Annotated in this window: 19 protein-coding genes; 4 read left to right on the forward strand and 15 right to left on the reverse strand. The window is 50.1% G+C overall.

Annotation, left to right across the window (positions count from 1 at the left end; translation table 11 throughout):
- The first annotated feature begins 4 nt into the window (after nt 1–4).
- Nucleotides 5–1,222: a dicarboxylate/amino acid:cation symporter gene (locus D5E69_RS18965; RefSeq protein ID WP_063190643.1), complete on the forward strand. Its 1,218-nt coding sequence runs from the start codon at nt 5–7 to the stop codon at nt 1,220–1,222.
- On the opposite strand, the gene D5E69_RS23500 is transcribed toward D5E69_RS18965, so the two are convergent.
- The 11 genes from D5E69_RS23500 to D5E69_RS19015 form a co-directional block, all read right to left on the reverse strand.
- Entirely contained in the window at nt 1,191–1,385 is a 195-nt protein-coding gene (locus D5E69_RS23500; protein WP_213085558.1) for a hypothetical protein, read from the reverse strand. The two genes, D5E69_RS18965 and D5E69_RS23500, sit on opposite strands and share 32 nt — an antisense overlap.
- Before the next feature lie 988 nt (nt 1,386–2,373).
- Complete coding sequence (locus tag D5E69_RS18970) at nt 2,374–2,907, reverse strand: chromate transporter (RefSeq protein ID WP_048006676.1); 534 nt, start codon at nt 2,905–2,907, stop codon at nt 2,374–2,376.
- Nucleotides 2,904–3,464, reverse strand: a complete 561-nt coding sequence (locus D5E69_RS18975) for a chromate transporter (protein WP_048006675.1) — start codon at nt 3,462–3,464, stop codon at nt 2,904–2,906. The genes D5E69_RS18970 and D5E69_RS18975 overlap by 4 nt, the downstream gene beginning before the upstream one ends.
- Before the next feature lie 35 nt (nt 3,465–3,499).
- Entirely contained in the window at nt 3,500–5,110 is a 1,611-nt protein-coding gene (locus tag D5E69_RS18980) for a gamma-glutamyltransferase family protein (RefSeq protein WP_063190642.1), read from the reverse strand.
- A complete protein-coding gene (locus tag D5E69_RS18985) occupies nt 5,107–6,108 on the reverse strand; it encodes an ABC transporter ATP-binding protein (RefSeq protein ID WP_063190641.1) in 1,002 nt (333 codons plus the stop codon). The genes D5E69_RS18980 and D5E69_RS18985 overlap by 4 nt, the downstream gene beginning before the upstream one ends.
- Entirely contained in the window at nt 6,074–7,081 is a 1,008-nt protein-coding gene (locus tag D5E69_RS18990; RefSeq protein ID WP_048006672.1) for an ABC transporter ATP-binding protein, read from the reverse strand. The genes D5E69_RS18985 and D5E69_RS18990 overlap by 35 nt, the downstream gene beginning before the upstream one ends.
- An 8-nt stretch (nt 7,082–7,089) precedes the next feature.
- Complete coding sequence (locus tag D5E69_RS18995; RefSeq protein ID WP_048006671.1) at nt 7,090–8,613, reverse strand: glutathione ABC transporter substrate-binding protein; 1,524 nt, start codon at nt 8,611–8,613, stop codon at nt 7,090–7,092.
- Nucleotides 8,614–8,632: 19 nt separating this feature from the next.
- Nucleotides 8,633–9,517: an ABC transporter permease gene (locus D5E69_RS19000; protein ID WP_392398069.1), complete on the reverse strand. Its 885-nt coding sequence runs from the start codon at nt 9,515–9,517 to the stop codon at nt 8,633–8,635.
- 32 nt (nt 9,518–9,549) lie between these two features.
- The gene (nikB, locus tag D5E69_RS19005) at nt 9,550–10,491 is read right to left on the reverse strand and encodes a nickel ABC transporter permease (RefSeq protein WP_048006669.1); all 942 of its coding nucleotides are present in this window, start codon (nt 10,489–10,491) and stop codon (nt 9,550–9,552) included.
- A gap of 324 nt (nt 10,492–10,815) precedes the next feature.
- Nucleotides 10,816–11,265, reverse strand: coding sequence for an Lrp/AsnC family transcriptional regulator (locus D5E69_RS19010; RefSeq protein ID WP_048006668.1), 450 nt, complete (start codon nt 11,263–11,265; stop codon nt 10,816–10,818).
- A 417-nt stretch (nt 11,266–11,682) separates the two neighbouring features.
- Nucleotides 11,683–12,423 (reverse strand): alpha/beta hydrolase, encoded by a 741-nt coding sequence (locus tag D5E69_RS19015; RefSeq protein WP_159130046.1) that lies wholly within the window; start codon nt 12,421–12,423, stop codon nt 11,683–11,685.
- 166 nt (nt 12,424–12,589) lie between these two features.
- On the opposite strand from D5E69_RS19015, the gene D5E69_RS19020 reads away from it, so the two are divergent.
- Both D5E69_RS19020 and D5E69_RS19025 read left to right on the forward strand, forming a co-directional pair.
- Nucleotides 12,590–13,486, forward strand: a complete 897-nt coding sequence (locus D5E69_RS19020) for a LysR family transcriptional regulator (protein WP_159130047.1) — start codon at nt 12,590–12,592, stop codon at nt 13,484–13,486.
- A 5-nt stretch (nt 13,487–13,491) separates the two neighbouring features.
- Nucleotides 13,492–14,688, forward strand: a complete 1,197-nt coding sequence (locus tag D5E69_RS19025; protein WP_159130048.1) for an MFS transporter — start codon at nt 13,492–13,494, stop codon at nt 14,686–14,688.
- 47 nt (nt 14,689–14,735) lie between these two features.
- On the opposite strand, the gene qoxD is transcribed toward D5E69_RS19025, so the two are convergent.
- The 4 genes from qoxD to qoxA are packed head-to-tail and all read right to left on the reverse strand — an operon-like array spanning nt 14,736 to nt 18,672.
- On the reverse strand, nt 14,736–15,035 hold the full coding sequence (gene qoxD / locus D5E69_RS19030) for a cytochrome aa3 quinol oxidase subunit IV (protein WP_048006664.1): 300 nt from the start codon (nt 15,033–15,035) through the stop codon (nt 14,736–14,738).
- Nucleotides 15,036–15,653, reverse strand: a complete 618-nt coding sequence (gene qoxC, locus D5E69_RS19035; RefSeq protein WP_048006663.1) for a cytochrome aa3 quinol oxidase subunit III — start codon at nt 15,651–15,653, stop codon at nt 15,036–15,038.
- 3 nt (nt 15,654–15,656) lie between these two features.
- Nucleotides 15,657–17,627, reverse strand: coding sequence for a cytochrome aa3 quinol oxidase subunit I (qoxB, locus tag D5E69_RS19040; RefSeq protein WP_148796324.1), 1,971 nt, complete (start codon nt 17,625–17,627; stop codon nt 15,657–15,659).
- Nucleotides 17,628–17,643: 16 nt separating this feature from the next.
- The gene (qoxA, locus tag D5E69_RS19045; protein ID WP_159130049.1) at nt 17,644–18,672 is read right to left on the reverse strand and encodes a cytochrome aa3 quinol oxidase subunit II; all 1,029 of its coding nucleotides are present in this window, start codon (nt 18,670–18,672) and stop codon (nt 17,644–17,646) included.
- A gap of 510 nt (nt 18,673–19,182) precedes the next feature.
- Here qoxA and D5E69_RS19050 point away from each other — a divergent pair.
- Entirely contained in the window at nt 19,183–20,052 is an 870-nt protein-coding gene (locus D5E69_RS19050) for a cation diffusion facilitator family transporter (protein WP_048006661.1), read from the forward strand.
- The last annotated feature ends 19 nt before the right edge of the window (nt 20,053–20,071 follow it).

Raw genomic sequence — 20,071 nt, forward strand, 5'->3', positions numbered from 1 at the left:
AACTATGAAGTCATTATGGACGAAATACAAAAGCATATCCCTGATCACGAAAATTACCGTTGCCCTGGTCCTTGGGGTCATCGCAGGCGTAATCTTCGGAGAGCGTGCCGCCTCCATATCCATCCTGGGGGACATCCTCATCCATCTCCTGTCGTTCCTGATCATCCCCCTTATCCTCTTCACACTCATGACAGGTGTGAACCAAACGAGTATCAAGGAACTTGGGAAGACGGGGAGCAAAGTGTTCCTCTACTACGTTCTTTCATCCGCTTTCGCCATCATCGTGGGGTTAGCCGTCGCGAGCATATTCCAACCCGGGACCGGAATGGAGCTCGATCAATCTCAGTCATTCGACGTTCCCGATGACCCCGGCTTGAAGAGCGTATTCCTGTCGATCATTCCCGACAATATCATAAAGGCCTTTACCGAGCTGAACCTGTTGGGGATCATCTTCACCGCCATCGTATTCGGGACCGCCATCTCCTATTTGCGTTCCACGAAAGAATACGGCGAACTCGGTGAACACGTCTTTAAAGTCATTGAGGGGCTCAATGAAGCAAGCCTCGCCATCATGAAGGCGATCCTGCACTATCTCCCAATCGGCATTTTCGCCATCATGGCCAAAACGGTGGGAGAACAGGGCGCGGGGACACTCCTGTCCCTGGGCAATATGATCATGGTCCTTTATATCGCACTCATCGTCCAGTTGCTTCTCTACACCGTTGCCATGGTCATGGTCAAGATCAATCCCCTTTCGTTTTATTCAAAGGCACGCACTCCCATGATCACGGCCTTCGTGACACAGAGCAGCACCGGCACCCTGCCTTTATCCCTTCAAGCCGCCAGGGAAATGGGGATCCCGAAGAGCCTCTACGGGTTGAGTCTCCCACTTGGTGCAACAATTAACATGGACGGGGCCGCCATCCGCATTGCCGTATCCGCCGTTTTCGCCGCAAATGTCGTCGGAGATCCATTGAGCCTGACGGACATGGCCCTTGTGGTAGTGGTCGGAACGCTTGCATCCATTGGAACGGCAGGCGTCCCGGGAGCCGGCATCCTCATGATCGCCACCGTCTTCACCCAAATCGGCCTTCCCATGGAAGCCGTTGCCCTCCTGACCGCCATCGACGCCCTTGTCGGCATGGGCTGCACGGCCATCAACATCACAGGTGACCTCGCAGGAACGTCGATCATTCATCGGCTGAGCGGTAGAAAGAAATGAAATAGGGTAAAAGGCTGTCGTGGTGAGCGACAGCCTTTTTGGTGGGGAAAAAGTACGGGTATATGGGTGAATGGCTGAGAAAGCTGAAATCTATTTCAAAGTAACCAGAGCTGATTGGTTTTTCGGGAAAACACTCTTCGTTACCCAAACCCGTTTCCTTCATGATAGTGTGCTTGGGTATGGGACCGTTCCTTTCCGCTGCAATTCACTCTTTGGTTCGAGATGAGGTGAGTTTTTATTACTTCTGCACAGTTATCAGAGCTGATTGGTTTTTCGGGGGGACACTGTCCGTTACCTAAACCGGTTTCCTTCATGATAGTGTGCTGAGGTTTGGGACCGTTCCTTTCCGCTGCAGACGCCTGCTTTCCTGCGGGAAGGGCGTCAAGCCTCCTCGTGCCTGCGGGGTCTTGCCACTCCTTCTTTTCCGCTGGAGTCAGGCGCCTTCCACTTCAATCCACTCTTTGGTTCGGGATTAGAGATAAAGGAACCTTAGACTGGTGGGTTTATTGTGAGGAATAAGTCTTTCTCATACGATTTGGGGAAGGATGAGGAAACTTCATGGTATCCCCATCACATAGTGCAGCGATACGAAACGGTCCTCTCTTTTCACTCCACCCTCTACCTACTGGATGGGAATGAAGATAGTCCTGTCACCAACTCCCTTAAGTAGAGAACTCCATCTGACTACCACCACACAGTGCAGTGCTGCGGAGGGAGACCGACTCCAACGGAAATAGCGGGCAGGGTGAGACCCCGCAAGCATGAGGAGGCTCACCGCACGCCCCGTGGAAAGCGGGCTCCCGCAGCGAAACGGAACGATCCCCTCTTTTCACTCCACCCCCTAAAAATGGGACGAGGAATTGTTGATAGCCCATACTACCCGCTAACAACAGAGAATTGGATTTACCTATAACCACAAAGTGCAGTGCAGCGGAGGGAGACCGACTCCAGCGGGAAATAGCGGGCAGGGTGAGACCCCGCAAGTATGAGGAGGCTCACCGCACGCCCCGTGGAAAGCGGGCTCCCGCAGCGAAACGGAACGGTCCCCTCTTTCACCCACCCCATAACCACTGATGAAACTAATCCAGAGTCCACTCGCCAACCCTAACAAAAAAATCCCCCGCTGGCATCACACCAGCGAGGGATTCCCCTTATCCTCCAAGGAACACAGCACCGTACACGAGCGCCCCGCCGATCACCAACGCAGGACTCACCTTCCACCTCTCCAACAAGAGATAGCTGGCAACCCCGATGATCAACGTCTGCACAATCCCGATCCCACCATACGAATCCACCAGGAATTCCATCGTCATGATACCAAGCAGGATCGCAATCGTCGGCCTGACGATCGTCGTCATGTTCTTCACCTTAGGAGAATCTTTAAATTTCATCAACAACCCGAGCAAGAACAGCATCAGCAGCAGCGAAGGAGCAATCGTCGAGAACAACCCGATCGCGGCCCCCAGCACACCGCCCTGCTGATAGCCGATATAGCCGGCCATTTTCGTATTGATCGGACCAGGAAGCGCATTGGCAAGGGCGAGCATTTCGCTGAACTGACTATCCGTCAGCCAGCCGTATCGGTCCACGACCTCCGCCTGGATGAGCGGGATCGAGGACGGCCCGCCGCCATACCCCAAAATATTCGGAACAAAGAAAGCCATGAATATATGCACGTACGTCATGAAGCTTTCACCTGCTTTTCATTCACAGGTTTCTTGGACATCAGGGCAAGACCGAGAAGGACTGCAATGACAATCCCAGGGTGCACCCCAAGGCCTGAGAGAAGAAGAAGGCTTACGGCAAGGAGACCGATCGTGATCTTCCAGCCAAGACTTTTCTTCGACTTCTTCACAAAGTCCCACGTCAGGACACCGAGCATGACAGCGACCACCGGGACGACGGCCTGGGACATTCCGTGTACCCAAGGGCGATCTTTATAGGAATTCAGGGCGGTCAGCATCAGGATCAAGAGCAGGACGGTCGGAACGCTTGTAGCAATGATGCTCACAAGCATGCCGATCACTCCTCCGACCCGGTGTCCGATATATCCGGCCATCTTCGTTGCAATCGGTCCCGGAAGGGCATTTGCCAAAGCGAGGGTATCCGAAAACTCATCATCACTCATCCATTTATATTTCTCGACTACTTCTTTATGAAATAGTGGTATGGAGGAGGGACCTCCCCCGAATCCAAGCATCCCTACGCGGAAAAATGCCAGAAATAACTGCCACTGTTTCATTCATCACACCTCATTTCAATCGTTAGCGGGGTCTCCTACCAAGCGGAGATGGCCCCGTCCGTACGGGATTCCGTCCCTCCCATTAAAACACCATTGGTAGGGTTTCTCCAAATGATTTGCCCCCGGCCAAATGAACCGTGATCGGTCGCGACCTGAATCTCGTGACCGCGCCGGGCGAGTGCTTGTGCGATGTGATTCGGGAATGTCGGTTCGACAGCCACCTGTTTCCCCTTCATCCACTGCCATCTTGGTGCATCGAGGGCAGCCTGTGGATTCAAATGAAAATCAATGGTGTTCATGACGACTTGAAAATGACCTTGAGGCTGCATGTAGCCCCCCATGACGCCGAATGGCCCCACAGCCTCACCTGCTTTCGTCAGGAAGCCGGGAATGATTGTATGGTACGTCTTCTTTCCAGGTTGAAGGGCATTCGGATGGGTTGGATCCAACGAGAAATCATGTCCGCGGTTCTGCAGTCCGATCCCCGTGCCAGGCACCACGATGCCGGATCCGAAGCCCATGTAGTTGCTTTGGATAAATGAAACCATATTCCCTTCCCCATCAGCAGTGGCTAGGTATACGGTTCCCCCTTTGGGAGGCTCATATTCCGTCGGCGTGATGGCGTCTTCCCCGATGACAGAGCGCCTTGCTTCGGCATATTCATCACTGAGCAGATGCTCAACGGAGACAGGCATATCCTTTTCTTCTGTAATGAACGCTTTTCCGTCGGTAAAGGCCAGCTTCATGGCTTCGATTTGTTTATGATATGTATCGATGCTCTCCTTCTCCGTGACGTCAAATCCCTTCATGATATTCAGACCCATGAGGGTAACAAGGCCCTGGCCGTTCGGCGGGATTTCCCACACGTCGTATCCTTTATAATCAGTGGATATCGGCTTCACCCATTGTGGACGGTAGGAGGCGAGGTCCTCTTTTGACAGGAATCCTCCCCCTTTTTGGACAGCTTCCGCTATTTGTCCGGCCAATTCACCCCGGTAGAAGCTTTCTGCCTTCGTTTCAGCAATGGAGCGGAGGGTTTCCGCATGGCCTTTCGAGGACCACACTTCCCCGATTTCCGGGGCCCTGCCTTCAGGGGCAAATGTGTCGAACCACGCTTGATATTCCTCCCCTTTAAAAATCTCGCTGAACTTCTTATGGGCGAGACTCCAGTACTTGCCGAGTACAGGGCTGATCGGGTAGCCTTCTTCCGCATAGGCGATCGCCGGTGCCAATACCTCGGTCAATGGCAGCTTGCCGAAGCGTTCCGAGAGTTCTGCCCACGCCGACGGTGCTCCCGGGACCGTGATGGGAATCGCGCCGTGTACCGGCATGGTCTCGTGTCCCTTCTCCTCCACAGCCTCAATGGAAATGGATGCAGGCGATGGACCACTTGCATTGAGTCCGTGCAATTCTCCCTTCACCCATACAAGGGCGAATGCGTCACCGCCGATTCCGTTCGAAGTCGGTTCGACGACCGTTAGGGCTGCAGCTGTGGCGATGGCTGCATCAATGGCGTTCCCTCCTTTCTGGAGGATCTCCAGGCCGGCCTGGGAGGCAAGTGGCTGAGAAGTCGCCACCATTCCTTTTTTGGCAAATACCGTGTTCCGGATGGAGGAATACGGTTGATACAGGTGATCCATGTTCATAAAACGTCACGTCCTTTTTCTACATGATGACAGGCGACATAATGCTGATCGCCCATGTCCCGCCATTCGGGTTTCTTCTGTTTGCACAAGTCTGTAGCGATGGGACATCTGGTATGGAATGCGCATCCTGACGGTGGATTTGCCGGGTTTGGAATCTCTCCCTCCAGTCGGATGCGCTTACGGTCCTTTTGAATGGACGGTCTTGGAATCGATGATAATAGTGCTTTCGTATAAGGATGTAGCGGATTGGTGTATAGCTGTTCCGCAGAAGCAAGCTCAGCCGTATTGCCAAGGTACATCACCATCACCCGACTGCAGAAGTAGCGAACGACACCGAGATCATGGGAGATGAAGAGATACGTCAATCCATACTTGGACTGCAGGGTCTTCAGGAGCTTCAGAACCTGCGCCTGGACGGATACATCAAGTGCCGACACGGCTTCATCACATACAACCACGGATGGATTCAACGCAATCGCACGGGCAATGCCGATCCGTTGGCGCTGACCGCCACTGAATTCATGGGGGAGACGATCATAGTGATCTTCCTTCAATCCGACCTCTTTCAATAAGTCTATCACTTTTTTCTTCCGCTCTGAGGCGGAAAGATCCGTGTGGATGACAAATACTTCTTCAAGCGCCGCTCCGATCTTTTGCCTTGGGTTAAGGGAAGCGTACGGGTCCTGGAAGATCATCTGCATCTGTTTCTTGAATGGAAGGCGCTGGCGATTCGACAGGCTCTGGACCTCTTTCCCCTGGAAGATGACCTTCCCGTCCGTGACATCCTCAAGTCCCAGGATCGTCCGGCCGAGGGTCGACTTCCCGCACCCGGATTCCCCTACGACCCCAAGGCTCTCTCCTTCGAATAATTCAAGGGAAACCTCTTCTACAGCCTTCACATGACCTTGGATGCGTTTCAGCATCCCGCCTTTGATGGGGTAATATTTTTTGACTCCTTCGAGTTTAAGAATGGACGGTTTCTCTCGTAGTGCAGACATCCTGATCAGCCTCCTGTAGCCAACATTTTACCTTGTGTTCACCCGCCACGGTGTATTCCGGCGGTGTCTCGGATTTGCAACGATCCATTGCAAATGGGCAGCGGGGGTGGAACCTGCAACCACTGATTTTCTCATCGATGTTCGGCAGGGATCCCGGGATCGCTTCAAGTTCGAAATCCGGGTCATCCAGATTCGGAACCGAATTCAGCAGCCCCTTTGTGTAGGGATGCTGCGGATTTTCAAAAATGGACTCTACGTCCCCTTCCTCAATCTTTTCTCCTGCATACATGACCATGACGCGGTCGGCGACTTCCGCGACGACACCCATATCATGGGTGATCATCATGACACCCATCCCGTACTGCTCTTTTGCGTCCTGGATCAAGTCGAGGATCTGGGCCTGAATCGTCACATCCAGCGCCGTCGTCGGTTCATCGGCAATCAGCAGCTTCGGGGAGCAGGCGAGGGCGATGGCAATCATCACCCTCTGCCTCATCCCGCCGCTCAGTTCATGAGGATACTGCTTCATCCGTTTTTCGGGATAGGGTATCCCTACCTGCTTCAAGAGATCGATCCCTTGCTTGGTCGCCTCGCTCTTACCGATTTGCTTATGCAGCATCAGCGGCTCCCTGAGCTGGTAGCCGATCGTAAGGACCGGATTCAAGGCGGTCATCGGTTCCTGGAAGATCATTGACATATCTTTTCCCCTGATCTTCCTGAGCTGCTCAGGTGAATAGGTAACAAGATCATTCCCGTCGAATTCAATGCTTCCTTCTTTAATCGAGCCATTGCTTGGAAGCAGCCCCATGACGGAGAGGGAGGTGATGCTCTTCCCGCATCCCGACTCTCCTACGACACAAAGCGTCTCACCCTTTTTCACGGAAAAGGAGATGCCCCGCACGGCGGAAACTTCTCCGTTAGCCGTGCGGAAGGCTGTGACCATATTCTTTACAGATAATAGATCTGTCTTCATCGTTATCCCTACTCTCTGTAAACGTTATAGAGTTTCCAAGAACCTGTCGGATCGAGCTTCAAGCCTTTGACGCTCTTATCAGTTGCGGATGTATTCACACCGTGGTTCATGACGACGATCGGGGCATCTTTCACGATCAGCTTGTTGGCTTCATCAAGCTTCTTCGCACGGACGTCTTCATCAATATTCTCACGTGATTCATCTACAAGCTTATCGAAGTCTGGGTTGTTATACTGAACGCGGTTGGATGAACCGATATTATCTGAATGGAAGTTCGGGTAAAGAAGTTCACTTCCGTCAGAGGTCGAGTTTGCCCATCCGAGGAATGTGATGTCGTACTTGCCGTCACGGACCGTGTCGAGGAACGTCCCCCATTCCATGGATTCGATCTTCACGTTGAAGCCTGCATCCTGAAGCTGTGATTGCGCAATTTCAGCCATGAGCATGTAGTTATCACGATTCGGCGTCAGGATGGTCAGCGCTTTGCTTCCAAAGTCGTTTTTCTTCACCATCTCTTTTGCTTTCTCAGGATCATAGGCATATCCTGCATCATCTGCTGATGCATCATATCCGAATACTTTCGGGCCGATGAGGCTGTTGCCCTCGACGCCAAGGCCATTCATTTTCTTCACATAGGATGCACGATCAAGGGAATAAGCCACTGCTTGGCGGAATTCAGGGTTGTTCATCGGTTCTTTACTCATATTGAAGCCAAGATACGAAACCGGTGTCCCTTCTTCCTTGGAAACATTGACGTTCTTCAAGGCTTCAATCCGTTTGACCTGTTCCGTTGGAAGGGCATCAAGGAATTGAACCTTCCCGGTTTGCAGCATGGAGATCGCCGTCGATACTTCAGGTACGACTTTGTAGGTCACCTTGTCTAGCTTTGCTGGATCTCTCCAGTAGTCTTTGTTTTTCTCAAGAACGATCTGATCGCCAGGCGTCCAGCTGACGAATTTGAATGGTCCGGTCCCAACCGGCTCTTTCATGAGATCCTGGGATTGATCCGCTTCAGGGCTGACAATCGCTGCGTTCGAGTGGCTCAACGCGGCAAGAAGGGGTCCGTACGGATATTTGGTCTTGATCTCCACCGTGTAGTCATCGACCACATTCACAGACTCGATCGGCTCGAGGAGGGAAGCCCTCGGTGCCGCTGTCTTTGGATCTCTGAACTTATCAAAGGTATATTTGACGGCCTCAGCATTGAAGTCCGTTCCGTCCTGGAATTTGATGTCCTTCTTCAATTTGATGACCCATGTCTGGTCATCAGGCGTTTCATATGATTCTGCGAGGAGCGGTTCAATTTCATTGGTCTTGATGTTGCGTTCGAACAATGTCTCATACACTTGATCAATGACATTTGCCGAGACGGAATCATTTGTCATGATCGGAGAAAGTCCTACGGCATCAGATGTTGTCGCATAGGTCAACTCCTGGGCTGCGCTTCCCCCACTCTTCTTCTGTCCGCCCCCGCTACAGGCAGCGGTTACCATCATTACGATTGCGACCACTAGTACCAACCATTTCTTCATCTCTTCATTCCTCCTCTGATTATTGGTTCAAGTTCATATTCGGATCGAGGGCATCCCGAAGGCCGTCCCCGACAACATTAAAAGCAAATACAATCAGCATGATGGCGATACCTGGAACGATTGTCATATGTGGTGACGTCCACATGAAATCCTGCCCTTGTGAGATCATTGCTCCCCACTCCGGTGTCGGAGGCTGTGCCCCGAGGCCGAGGTAGCTGAGGGAAGCGGTGGACAGGATGGCCGTCGCCATCCTCATCGTAGCGAAGACGATGATCGGTGCCGAGCAATTGGGCAGGATGTGCTTCACAAGGATCCGGAAATCACTCGCACCGAGGGATTTCATCGCCTGCACGTACTCCTGCTTTTTCACGGATAAAACTGATCCCCTGACGATTCGTGCACACGTCGGAATCGACCAGATCGAGATGGCGATGGCTACGTTCACCAGGCTTGTGCCAAGAACGGCGATGATCAGCATGGCCAGCAGGATCCCCGGGAAAGCGAATAGAAGGTCGACGATCCGCATGATGATACCGTCAAGCTTCCTATAGTAGCCTGCGAGTAACCCAAGGGTCACGCCTCCCGCCAATCCAAGGCCGACTGCTGTAATTCCTACCAGCAGGGAAATCCTTGCTCCGTACACGATCCGGCTCCACAGGTCGCGCCCGAAATTATCGGTCCCGAGGAAATGCCCTTCCGAGAAGAGAGGCAGTTCGCTTTCTGCGAGATTCTGCTTGAACGGACTATGTATCGTGATGACCGGGGCTGCAATGGCCATGATCACCTGAAGCAGGATGATGATGAGACCGATGATCGCCAGTTTATTCTTCAGCAATCGTTTCATAGTGGTGACAAACGTACGGTCTTTTTTCTTTTTCGTCTGGATGGCTGTTGTACCAGCCACGGCTTCTGCACTCAATTGCTTCTCCCCCTCTATTAGTCGTAGCTGATCCGCGGATCAACGAAGACGTAGATGATATCCACGATCAGATTAACAAGAACAAACAGCGTTGCGACCAGGAGTACCGACCCCTGTACCATCGGGAAATCCCTGGCAGCGATGGCATCGATCATCAAGCGGCCGACACCGTTGATGGCAAATACCTGCTCTGTGATGATCGTGCCCCCGAGAAGGAAACCGAAGTTCAATCCGATGACCGTGATGACCGGTATCATGGAGTTTTTCAATGCATGGATCCAGACGATCGTTTTTTCCTTCATCCCCTTGGCCCTGGCCGTCCGGATATAATCTGCCCGGATGACCTCCAGCATGGAGGAACGGCTCATTCGGGCAATCATGGCGGCCGATCCTGTCCCTAGCGTAATGGCCGGAAGGATCAGCTGTTTAAATCCTTCCGCCGTCCAGAACGGAGCGTCCAGCCCGCCCACCGGCAGGATCTGCAGGTTCACTCCGAAGACGAGGATGAGGAGTGCGCCCAACCAGAAGTTAGGAATGGAAATCCCTGCGAGTGCAACTACTGTACTCGATACATCCAGCCAGGAATTTTGTTTCAGCGCCGAAATGATCCCTGCACCGAGCCCGATGATCACAGCCACGATCATACTGGCCACGGCCAAATTCAGCGTATTGGGGAACCGGACAGCGAGAGCTTCTGAAACGGATTGCTTCGTCTGATAGGAATACCCAAAGTCCCCTTGGAAAATATTCTTAAGATAGTCCCAGTACTGCACCAGGAATGGGTCATTCAATCCAAGGCTATCGCGTATGGCGGCGATATCTGACTTCGTCGCCGTAGGTCCTCCGATGATCGATGCCGGATCACCGGGTGCCAGATGCATGCTACCAAATACCAAAAATGAAATTCCCACCAGTAACAGCAGGAGTTCTATAAATCTTCGTCCAATCATTGCAGCCACGTGGACCCTTCCCCCTTTATAAAATAGAGAATAATAGAATTTCATTTGTTAGGAAAAATATTTGATTAACCTAACAAACGTAACCGTAATTACGATAAATCCGATTATATCGGATGCCGAAAGAAAAATCTATACATTTTTCTAAAAAATAAATTAATTGTGAATATTCACTAATTGTTAGCGTTTTCACTGATATATAAAGAATGGCGGAGTGACGATTTCACAACCTTACCATGACCTTGGTCGCATAAAAATGTTGACGTTTGCATATTTAGTCGCACATACAAAAAAAGAACCCAACCATCGTTGGATTCTTCCTGTTTCCTATAGTTTCAAGCCACTGCGGCTTTTAAATCTCCGGAGAAGGATATGACTCTCCACACGGGTAATGCCCTCCAATGAATAAAGCTCATTGTTGATGAATTGTTCAAGAGCCGCGAAGTCCTCTACCAGTACATGCATATGAAGGGTACTGGGGCCCGTCATCTGATAGCAGCTGGCTACGGTGGGATTGTCAGCGAGATTCTGAGCGACTTCCACGAGGAATGCAGGCTCGCAGTCGACCTCGAAGAAGGCCGATACCCGCTTCCCCACTTTCTCCGAATTGATGACAACACTGAAGCGCTCGATCACGCCGTTATCCTTCAGTTGATGAACCCTCTCCCTCACCGTGACCCTGGACAGTCCGAGTGACTTTCCAATATCGGCATAGGACAACCTCCCATCTTCCGTCAGGAGCTGCAGTATTTTTCGATCCGTCTCATCTATTTTCATTCCAACACCTCTCAGTTTCTGACCCTCAATCGTATCCCTATTATATCGATAAACTAGTCTTGTGCAAGCATTTTATCAGAATCTTCCAATAAAATACCGTAAAAAAGAGGTTGAGACAAATCAAAAAAGGGATCAAGTAATGACGACCATTATCAGTATAGGTTCTTACTACCGCTCATGATTTCCGTGCAAGACTTCGCTTTCCGCGGGTAGCCCGTGAGCCTCCTCGGCACGCCTGCGGGGTCTCACATCAGCTACTCTTCCCGCTGGTGTCTTTGTCTTGTACTCCAATCAACCGCTGGAAATAATGACATCAAAATACTCATAAATGAAAAAACCGAACTTATTTGCCTGATCGAAGGCAAATAAGTTCGGTTTTTACTATGACTAAAACACGTTTGTCCCAGCCACCTTCCATTACCAGTCCAGTCGCAGTAAAAAATCCTTCACATCTTCATACACTTGCTGTCGCTCCTGATCCAGGGTAATGATATGACCCGATTCCCCGTACCATTTCAATTCCTTCTCTTCACTGAGGATCTCATCATGGATCCTGAAGGCACTTTCCTTATACAAAGAAGCATCCTTGGCTCCTTGCAAGATGAGAGTCGGATCCTTGATGGCGGAGAGGCGATTGCCTGTATCATCAATGAAGGATTGAAGCTCATCAAGAAAACTCATGTCCCTTTGTGCCAGTCGATCCATCTCTTCCTTCTGCAGGTCTTCCTGTTTACCTTCGAATGTCTTGAACCGCTCCGCGTAATCAATGACCCTGGCTGCAAGATCAAAGCGGCTTTTACCTCTTGTCGGTGCGCACATGGAAACCATGCCGGAGACAGGGTGCATCATGGCAAGTCGCAGTGCGTAGGTTCCTCCCAACGATACACCGGCAACGGCAATCTTTCTGTATCCCTGCTCCTGAAGATACCTGAATCCATCCTGCGCATCCTGCCACCACTCCTCGGGTGATGTGCCGATCAGGACTTCTGCTTCCCCGCCGTGGCCCGTATAAAGCGGTGCGTGACACGTGAATCCGGCTTGCCGAAGCACTCTCCCGAGACCCTTCACATCGATCGTCGATCCTGTAAAGCCATGAAGCAGAAGGACGGCCCGATCCCCTTCTTTATATGTAAATGGTTTTGGCGCCACCACTTTCATTTCGCCATTCCCCGCTTTCGCTTTTTGATGATTTCATTATAGGCTAAGAACATTGTCCTGAATAATGCCTGGTAGACATCGATTTGATGCATAACAACCATTAGAAGTCATTGCCAATCAGGTGTATGATGGAATTAAAAACATTTTATTAAAGAGAGGTCTCGGCGTGGATTGGCATCAAATCAATTATTTTAGAACGGTTGCATACACACAGCACATCACAAAGGCCGCCAAGGAGCTTGCCATTTCACAGCCGGCCCTTAGCCGCTCGATTGCAAAGCTCGAAGACGAACTTGGCGTCTCCTTATTCGACCGCAAAGGACGTCGGATCTACCTGAACCGGTACGGAAAGATGTTTTTAACGCGCGTGGAGGAATCCATCATGCAGATTGAAGAAGGGAAGCGGGAAATATGGCGGGAAACCCATCCAGAACACGGTACCATCTCCCTTTCATTCCTGCCGTCCCTCGGGGCAAGCATGATTCCGGAAATGGTGAGTGCCTATCAGAAGGAACACCCCCATGTGAAATTCCAGCTGGCACAGTCGTCCAATCGACAGATCATCCATCAGCTCAAGGAGCGTCAGGCAGACCTTGCGCTGATCTCTTATTATCAAGAGGATGAGGATATTCTATGCTTTCCTCTCCTTACAGAAGAACTTTTTCTCGTTGTCGCAAACGATCATCCCCTTGCCTCCGAAGAAAAAGTGGATCTCCACATGGTGAAAGATGAACCTTTCATCTCGTTCAAAGAAGCGAATGAGCTTGGAACCATCATCCATGAACTGTGTGTATCGGCCGGCTTCATCCCGAATGTCGTATTTGAAGGGGAAGACATCGGGACGGTGGCCGGACTCGCGGGCGCACGCCTGGGCGTCTCACTTGTTCCGGACCTGAAGCTTCTTGACAAGGAGAAAGTCACCCTCGTGCCGGTGACCTCGCCGGTTTGCACACGGGAGCTTGGACTGGCCAGTTTAAAAAACACCTATCAATCTCCGGTTGTGAGAGAATTTGTTTCGTTCGTCCAAACCTTCATGACCGAAAAACAGAATCAAAAGGAATGACAGCCATGAGCTATTTACAACGCAATACCCCGGCTTTCAGGAGGGCCAATCTTGCCCTCTTCGCCGGAGGCTTCAGTACATTTGCCATCCTGTGGGGAACCCAGCCGCTCCTGCCGGAGATTGCGGAGGAGTTTCACGTGTCACCTGCGATGGCGAGCCTGACCCAATCATCGGCAACCATCGCATTGGCGGTTGGGCTTCTCGTTGCAGGATCGCTCTCGGAAGTCTTCGGCCGCAAATCGATCATGGCCTTTTCTCTCTTCATCTCATCCGTCATCGCCCTTTTCACCGGGCTTTCATCAAGCTTTGAATTACTCGTGCTGTCCCGGGCTCTGCAGGGTCTGACGCTAGCAGGACTTCCCGCTGTCGCCATGGCCTATCTCGGGGAGGAGGTTGAGTTCAAGAGCCTGGGAATGGCCATGGGTCTCTATATCAGTGGGAACTCCATAGGCGGGATGTCAGGAAGGATCCTCAGCGGGATCTTGACGGACTACTTCAGCTGGCATGTCGCCTTGGCCGGAGTCGGTGCCCTGAGCCTCTTGGCAAGTTTCGCATTTTTCTTCCTTTTACCGCCCTCCAGGCATTTCGAAGCGAAATCGTTCAATCTGCTTCCCTTGATCCGCTCCATGGGAAGTCACCTAAAGGTAAGGGGGCTTGTGTATCTGTTCTTGATCGGATTCCTGCTGATGAGCGGATTCGTGTCCCTATACAACTATATCGGGTTCGAGCTGACCGCCCCGCCTTATTCCCTGAGTCAGACCCTTGTGGGCTTCATCTTCATCGTATACATCGTTGGCACATTCAGCTCCACCTGGATGGGGATGCTTGCAGACCAGATGGGGAAGAAGAAGATCCTGTTGCTCTGCTTGTTCATTTTTCTCGTCGGAACGGTATGCACCCTTCATCCGGCTCTGTGGATCAAGATCCTTGGCATCGCCATCTTCACATTCGGCTTCTTCGCCGCCCACTCCATTGCGAGCAGCTGGGTCGGTCTCCTCGCCACCCACGATAAAGCTCAGGCGTCCTCGTTATATCTGTTCGGATATTATGCAGGATCGAGTATCGGAGGAACCGTCAGCGGTTCCTTCTACCACGGTTTCGGCTGGGCCGGGATTGTCGGGATGATTGTGATCCTCGGAGCGATTTCAGTGATTTTGGCCCTGTCGTTAAGCGAACGGGGAAAAATGCAGGAAATACACTAAAAAAAACATCCCGCGGGAACCCCCGCGGGATGTTTTTTGTTCTGCAATCAGTGCATGCTGACCATGACCCAGATCGTTCCAAGAACGATGATGAGTACGATCACCGTGGCGGAAATCATCTTTCCGACCTGCCATTTACCTTCGCCTTCGGTCACGTGCATGAACATGAACAGCTGGATCGCTGCTTGAATGAATGCAAGGACGAATACGAGTGGTACCATGACATTGTATGCAAGACCTGCATATAAACCGAACCAGATGGCTAAAAAGGTCAACGCGATCGATAGGATGAACCCTACCACCTGCGTCCAAGGAAATTTACTGTGATTCGCTGTGTTATGTTCCATTTATCCCACCATCCCTAACAGGTACACACTTGTGAATACGAAGATCCAGACGAAGTCAAGGAAATGCCAATATAGACTTGAGATAAAGATCTTTTTGGCATTGTCCGGGTTCAATCCGTTCTTCATCACTTGGATAACCACAAGTATGATCCATAGAATACCTAAAGATACATGGAGACCATGCGTTCCGGTCAACAAGTAGAAGGAAGACCAGTATGCGTTCGTACCGAGTGCCGCGCCTTCATGAACAAGGTGGATGAACTCAGTGATCTCCATATAAAGGAAACCAAGACCGAATAGCAATGTGACGGCGATCCAGAAGATCATGGCCTTCACGTTTCTTCTTCTAAGCTCATTGATGGATAAACCGGATGTAAAACTACTGAAAAGTAGCAGTAAAGTCATAATGAGTGTGTTTTTCAGTTCGAATAAATCACTTGGGAGTGGTCCTCCCGCCATGACGCCGTGATCCTTAAGGGCAAAGAATGTGGCGAAGATCGTTGCGAACAACGCCATCTCCGCACCAAGGAAAACCCAGAATCCGAAGATATTCAGTTTACCTGTTTCGGATTGATATTCTAACGGCGTGTTTGGATCTACATTTGTATTATGTGCCATACATCACGCCTCCCTATTCGTCGGATTTTCAAGTTCTTTGATTTCTTCCACCGTTACATAGTAACCTTCATCCTGCTTACTTGAAGTCATTGAACGGTATGCCATGCATCCAACGGTACCGATACCGCCGAGGATGGCCATCCACCAGATTTCAAAGACAAGACCAAATCCTGCGATGAAGAAGAAGATGCTCATGATGAAAGGTGTACCCGAGTTGCTAGGCATGTGGATCGGCTTGTATTCAACTTCAGGCTTCTCATCGATCTTGAGTGCATGACCGTCTTGTTTAGAGTACCAGAACGTATCAACACCAGTGACTTCAGGAAGTTTAGAGAAGTTGTAGTGAGGTGGTACTGCTGTTGTTGTAGCCCACTCAAGTGTACGGCCACCCCAAGCATCACCAGTAGTCTCACGTTTTTCAAAGCGATAGCTGTAGTATACGTTGTATACGAAGATCAAGAATGCTACACCCATTGCGAATCCACCGATTGTGGATACAACGTTCAGTGCTGTCCAACCGTCTTCTGCTCCGTATGTGTACACACGACGTGGCATACCGGCAAATCCAAGGATGAATTGCGGTAGGAAACATACGTTGAATCCGATTGTGAAGAACCAGAACGCCCAGCGACCGATGCGCTCATTCATCTTAAGACCAAACATTTTCGGATACCAGTAGATGAGACCCGCGAAGCAGGCAAATACAACACCGGCAATCAATGTGTAGTGGAAGTGAGCCACTAGGAAATAGTTATTGTGATATTGGAAATCGGCTGCGGCCATACCAAGCATAACCCCGGTAACCCCACCGATCAGGAATGTCGGAATGAACGCGAGAGACCAAAGCATCGGGGTGGTAACCTCGATCCGTCCCTTATAAAGCGTACCGAGCCAGTTGAAGATCTTGATTCCCGTCGGGATCGCAATGGCCATTGTCGTGATGGAGAAGACGCTGTTTACTGCGGCTGTTCCACCCATTGTGAAGAAGTGATGGACCCAAACGACGAATGACAAACCTGAGATCGCCACAAGGGAGATGATCATGGATTTGTAACCGAATAGCGTTTTTCTTGAGAATGTTGCAATGATTTCTGAGAAGATACCGAACGCCGGCAAAACGACGATGTATACTTCCGGATGTCCCCATAGCCAGAACAAGTTCGCCCAAAGCATGGAGTTTCCTCCACCCGCCAAGGTGAAGAAGTGGGAACCGAATAGACGGTCAAATGTCATAAGGGCAAGCGTCACAGTCAAGATCGGGAATGCAAACACGATGATGAAAGCTGTGATAAGCGTTGTCCAAGTGAACATCGGCATGCGAAGAAGCGTCATGCCTGGTGCACGCATCTTGATGATGGTCACAACGAAGTTGATCCCCGTCAGAAGCGTACCGATACCTGAAATCTGAAGTCCCATCAGGTAGTAGTTGATTCCTGGCCCGGAGCTTCCTTCAACGGCCAGCGGTGCATAGTTTGTCCAACCTGCATCCGGTGAACCACCGAATACGAAGGAGATATTGAAGATCATGGCACCAATCATGAATGCCCAGAAACTCAAGTTGTTCAAATAAGGGAATGCAACGTCACGCGCCCCGATTTGAAGCGGTACGGCAACGTTCATCAAACCAATCAAAAACGGCATCGCCATGAAGAGGATCATGATCGTACCGTGCGTAGTGAAGATTTCATTGTAATGCTGAGAGGATAGGAAATCGTTGTCTGGGACTGTCAATTGAGCCCTCATCAACAACGCATCGACTCCTCCGCGGAATAACATAAGAAGTGCTGCGATAATATACATGATACCGATTTTTTTATGATCGACACTTGTGATCCACTCGGTCCAAAGCCATTTCCATTTTTTGAAATAGGTAAGGACGGCTACAACGGCGACGACTGTAAATGCTATGGATACGTTCGCCCCAAGGATGAGGGGATCGTTTAAAATCAAATTATCCTTAATAAAGTCAAACACCTAGATTCCTCCCTTCTTAATGTGCATGCTCGTGAGAGTCGGAGCTGTCCATGTCCATGTCGCTGTGATCCATGTCACTGTGGTCCATGTCACTATGGTCCATGTCACTATGGTCCATGTCGTGATCCATCTCTTGATCGGATTCACCATGTTTGCTCTTCTCTTTCACGCCATATTTCTCTCGTACTTTCATGGCATAGTCGGCAGAACCCATCTTGCCATGGTCGACATACTCAAGGTGAGTAGAAGAGAATGTCATCTTATCTGATGAACCTGGGAGAAGAAGTTTTTCATACTGTTCCTTCGTCAGTTTCGGTTCATTTTCTTGTGCGTCTTTCACCCACGCGTTATACTCGTCGTCACTCATGGCGACAAAGTCGAATTTCTGCTGTGCCATTCCTTCACCAGTGAAGTTGGAGTTACGGCCGTCATAGACACCGTCGTGGTCAGCCTGGAGATACATTTCATTCATCATCCCCGGCATGCCGTAGATTTGACCACCAAGTTCAGGAACCCAGAAAGACGCCATTGAGTCAGCAGCACTGATTTTGAAAAGGACCGGATGACCTGTAGGAACGTTGACATAGTTGACTGTCTCGACGTTTTCTTCAGGATAAGAGAAGACCCATTTCCAATCGACGGCTGTTGCATGAATGACGATAGGTTCTTTATGTGCGGTGGCTTTAGGAGCCTCTTTCAATTCATAGAGCGCCTGTGTATTCGGAATGCTCAATGCGATGACGATAGCAACAGGAATAAGCGTCCAGATGATTTCAAGCTTATTGCTACCGTGCATGTTCGGCTGATAATCACCGTTTTTACCCTTACGATACTTAATGACGATAAAGGTAAAGAAAGATAATACAACAATCATGATTGCAAGCATATAGTAGATTGATAGCATGATTAAATCCTTTTGAATTTCCCCGACAGGTCCTTTAGGATTCAGGATGATCATATCCGTCCCGGCTCCCAGGATGACGATGACGAATAGGGAAATCAAACTAATCAATATGATCAGAAAAGGTTTGAATTTATTAAACATGTATAATCACCTTCCTTTATATAAGATTTGTATCGACTAGACATATACTATCAAATTCTCGGGAAAACGAAATACGTTAGAGATCATTTCATGTCGATTTGAGTAGATTTTCGAAATTTAGACAAATTTTTTTCACATATCAGTAACATTCGTGGAAAAAATTTCTCTAAGCACAAAAATATAGCCCACCATGGATGATCTTCCAAGAAGATAGATAGACTAGCGGTGAGGTCATACCTGTTACATAACCCCAATTGTTTCATTCTAAACTATTCACAAGCCTATTTAAACAAATAAACCTTTCCAAATATGTACTTGAAATTTTCCGAACATAGTCATTATTCTGTTCTGCATTGAAATCCCGCTAGAACCGCATCATTTCACACCTTTGATAATCACTGTTCCGATGTATATTTTGCAGATGCCTTGCGCATTCTTTTACATATGGGGATGAACGTACATACTATTCCAAAATAACATCCCGACCTTCCGTGAAGGAGACCTCGCATAATGAACAGCACACCGAAAATTGCTTTTTTATCCGTTATCAGTAACTCGTTCGTCGTCATCTTGAAAATCGTGGTCGGACTCATTACAGGGTCTGTAGCCGTCCTGTCTGAAGCCATCCATTCTTCTCTGGACCTGATGGCTTCCCTCATCGCCTTCATCTCCGTCAGGGTATCCGGAAAACCAGCGGATCCCGAGCATCCGTACGGCCATGGAAAGGTGGAGAATATATCCGGCACGATCGAGACCCTGCTAATCTTCGTGGCCGGATTCTGGATCATCTACGAGTGTATCCACAAGCTGATCCACCCTGAACCGATCAAGCTTCCTATCCTTGGCATATCCGTCATGATCATCGGTGCCACCATCAACTTCATCGTCTCCCGGATCGTAAGCAAGGAAGCGGACCGCGTCCATTCTGTGGCCATGAAATCGAACGCTTTCCATCTCCTGACCGATGTGTACACATCTCTCGGGGTTGCAGGAAGCCTTCTCCTCGTGACCTTGACCGGCTGGCACTTCCTGGATCCGATCATCGGGATTGCACTGGCTATCTATATCATGATCGAAGCCGTCAAACTGATGAAAGAAGCCTTCCCTCCCCTCATTGACGCGAGTCTGACGAAGGAAGAGGAGGCAGAGATCATGTCGATGATCCAAAGCTTCCATGATGAGTACATCGAGGTCCACGACCTGCGCACAAGGAGATCCGGTGCCCATGAATACATCGACTTCCATCTGGTGGTGAAATCAACTGACAGCATCGAGAAGACGCACCGCCTCTGCGACCGCATGGAAGAGATGATCATGAAGCATTTCCCCCATGCCCACGTCCTGATCCATCCGGAACCGGAGAGCAAGCGGAAATCGTGATCAAAGGTTGGGACAAAAC

This window comes from Rossellomorea marisflavi (genome assembly GCF_009806575.1).
GTDB classification, from domain to species: Bacteria; Bacillota; Bacilli; order Bacillales; family Bacillaceae_B; genus Rossellomorea; species Rossellomorea marisflavi_A.

Bases quoted from the DNA above. Each gene is read 5' to 3' on its own strand.
- D5E69_RS18995 (WP_048006671.1), bottom strand. From the start codon at position 8,613: ATGAAGAAATGGTTGGTACTAGTGGTCGCAATCGTAATGATGGTAACC.
- qoxA (WP_159130049.1), bottom strand. From the start codon at position 18,672: ATGTTTAATAAATTCAAACCTTTTCTGATCATATTGATTAGTTTGATT.
- D5E69_RS18990 (WP_048006672.1), bottom strand. From the start codon at position 7,081: ATGAAGACAGATCTATTATCTGTAAAGAATATGGTCACAGCCTTCCGC.
- D5E69_RS23500 (WP_213085558.1), bottom strand. From the start codon at position 1,385: ATGAAGGAAACGGGTTTGGGTAACGAAGAGTGTTTTCCCGAAAAACCA.
- D5E69_RS19010 (WP_048006668.1), bottom strand. From the start codon at position 11,265: ATGAAAATAGATGAGACGGATCGAAAAATACTGCAGCTCCTGACGGAA.
- qoxD (WP_048006664.1), bottom strand. From the start codon at position 15,035: ATGGAACATAACACAGCGAATCACAGTAAATTTCCTTGGACGCAGGTG.
- D5E69_RS18975 (WP_048006675.1), bottom strand. From the start codon at position 3,464: ATGAAACAGTGGCAGTTATTTCTGGCATTTTTCCGCGTAGGGATGCTT.
- D5E69_RS19015 (WP_159130046.1), bottom strand. From the start codon at position 12,423: ATGAAAGTGGTGGCGCCAAAACCATTTACATATAAAGAAGGGGATCGG.
- D5E69_RS19050 (WP_048006661.1), top strand. From the start codon at position 19,183: ATGAACAGCACACCGAAAATTGCTTTTTTATCCGTTATCAGTAACTCG.
- D5E69_RS18980 (WP_063190642.1), bottom strand. From the start codon at position 5,110: ATGAACATGGATCACCTGTATCAACCGTATTCCTCCATCCGGAACACG.
- qoxC (WP_048006663.1), bottom strand. From the start codon at position 15,653: ATGGCACATAATACAAATGTAGATCCAAACACGCCGTTAGAATATCAA.
- D5E69_RS18965 (WP_063190643.1), top strand. From the start codon at position 5: ATGAAGTCATTATGGACGAAATACAAAAGCATATCCCTGATCACGAAA.
- D5E69_RS19025 (WP_159130048.1), top strand. From the start codon at position 13,492: ATGAGCTATTTACAACGCAATACCCCGGCTTTCAGGAGGGCCAATCTT.
- D5E69_RS18970 (WP_048006676.1), bottom strand. From the start codon at position 2,907: ATGACGTACGTGCATATATTCATGGCTTTCTTTGTTCCGAATATTTTG.
- D5E69_RS18985 (WP_063190641.1), bottom strand. From the start codon at position 6,108: ATGTCTGCACTACGAGAGAAACCGTCCATTCTTAAACTCGAAGGAGTC.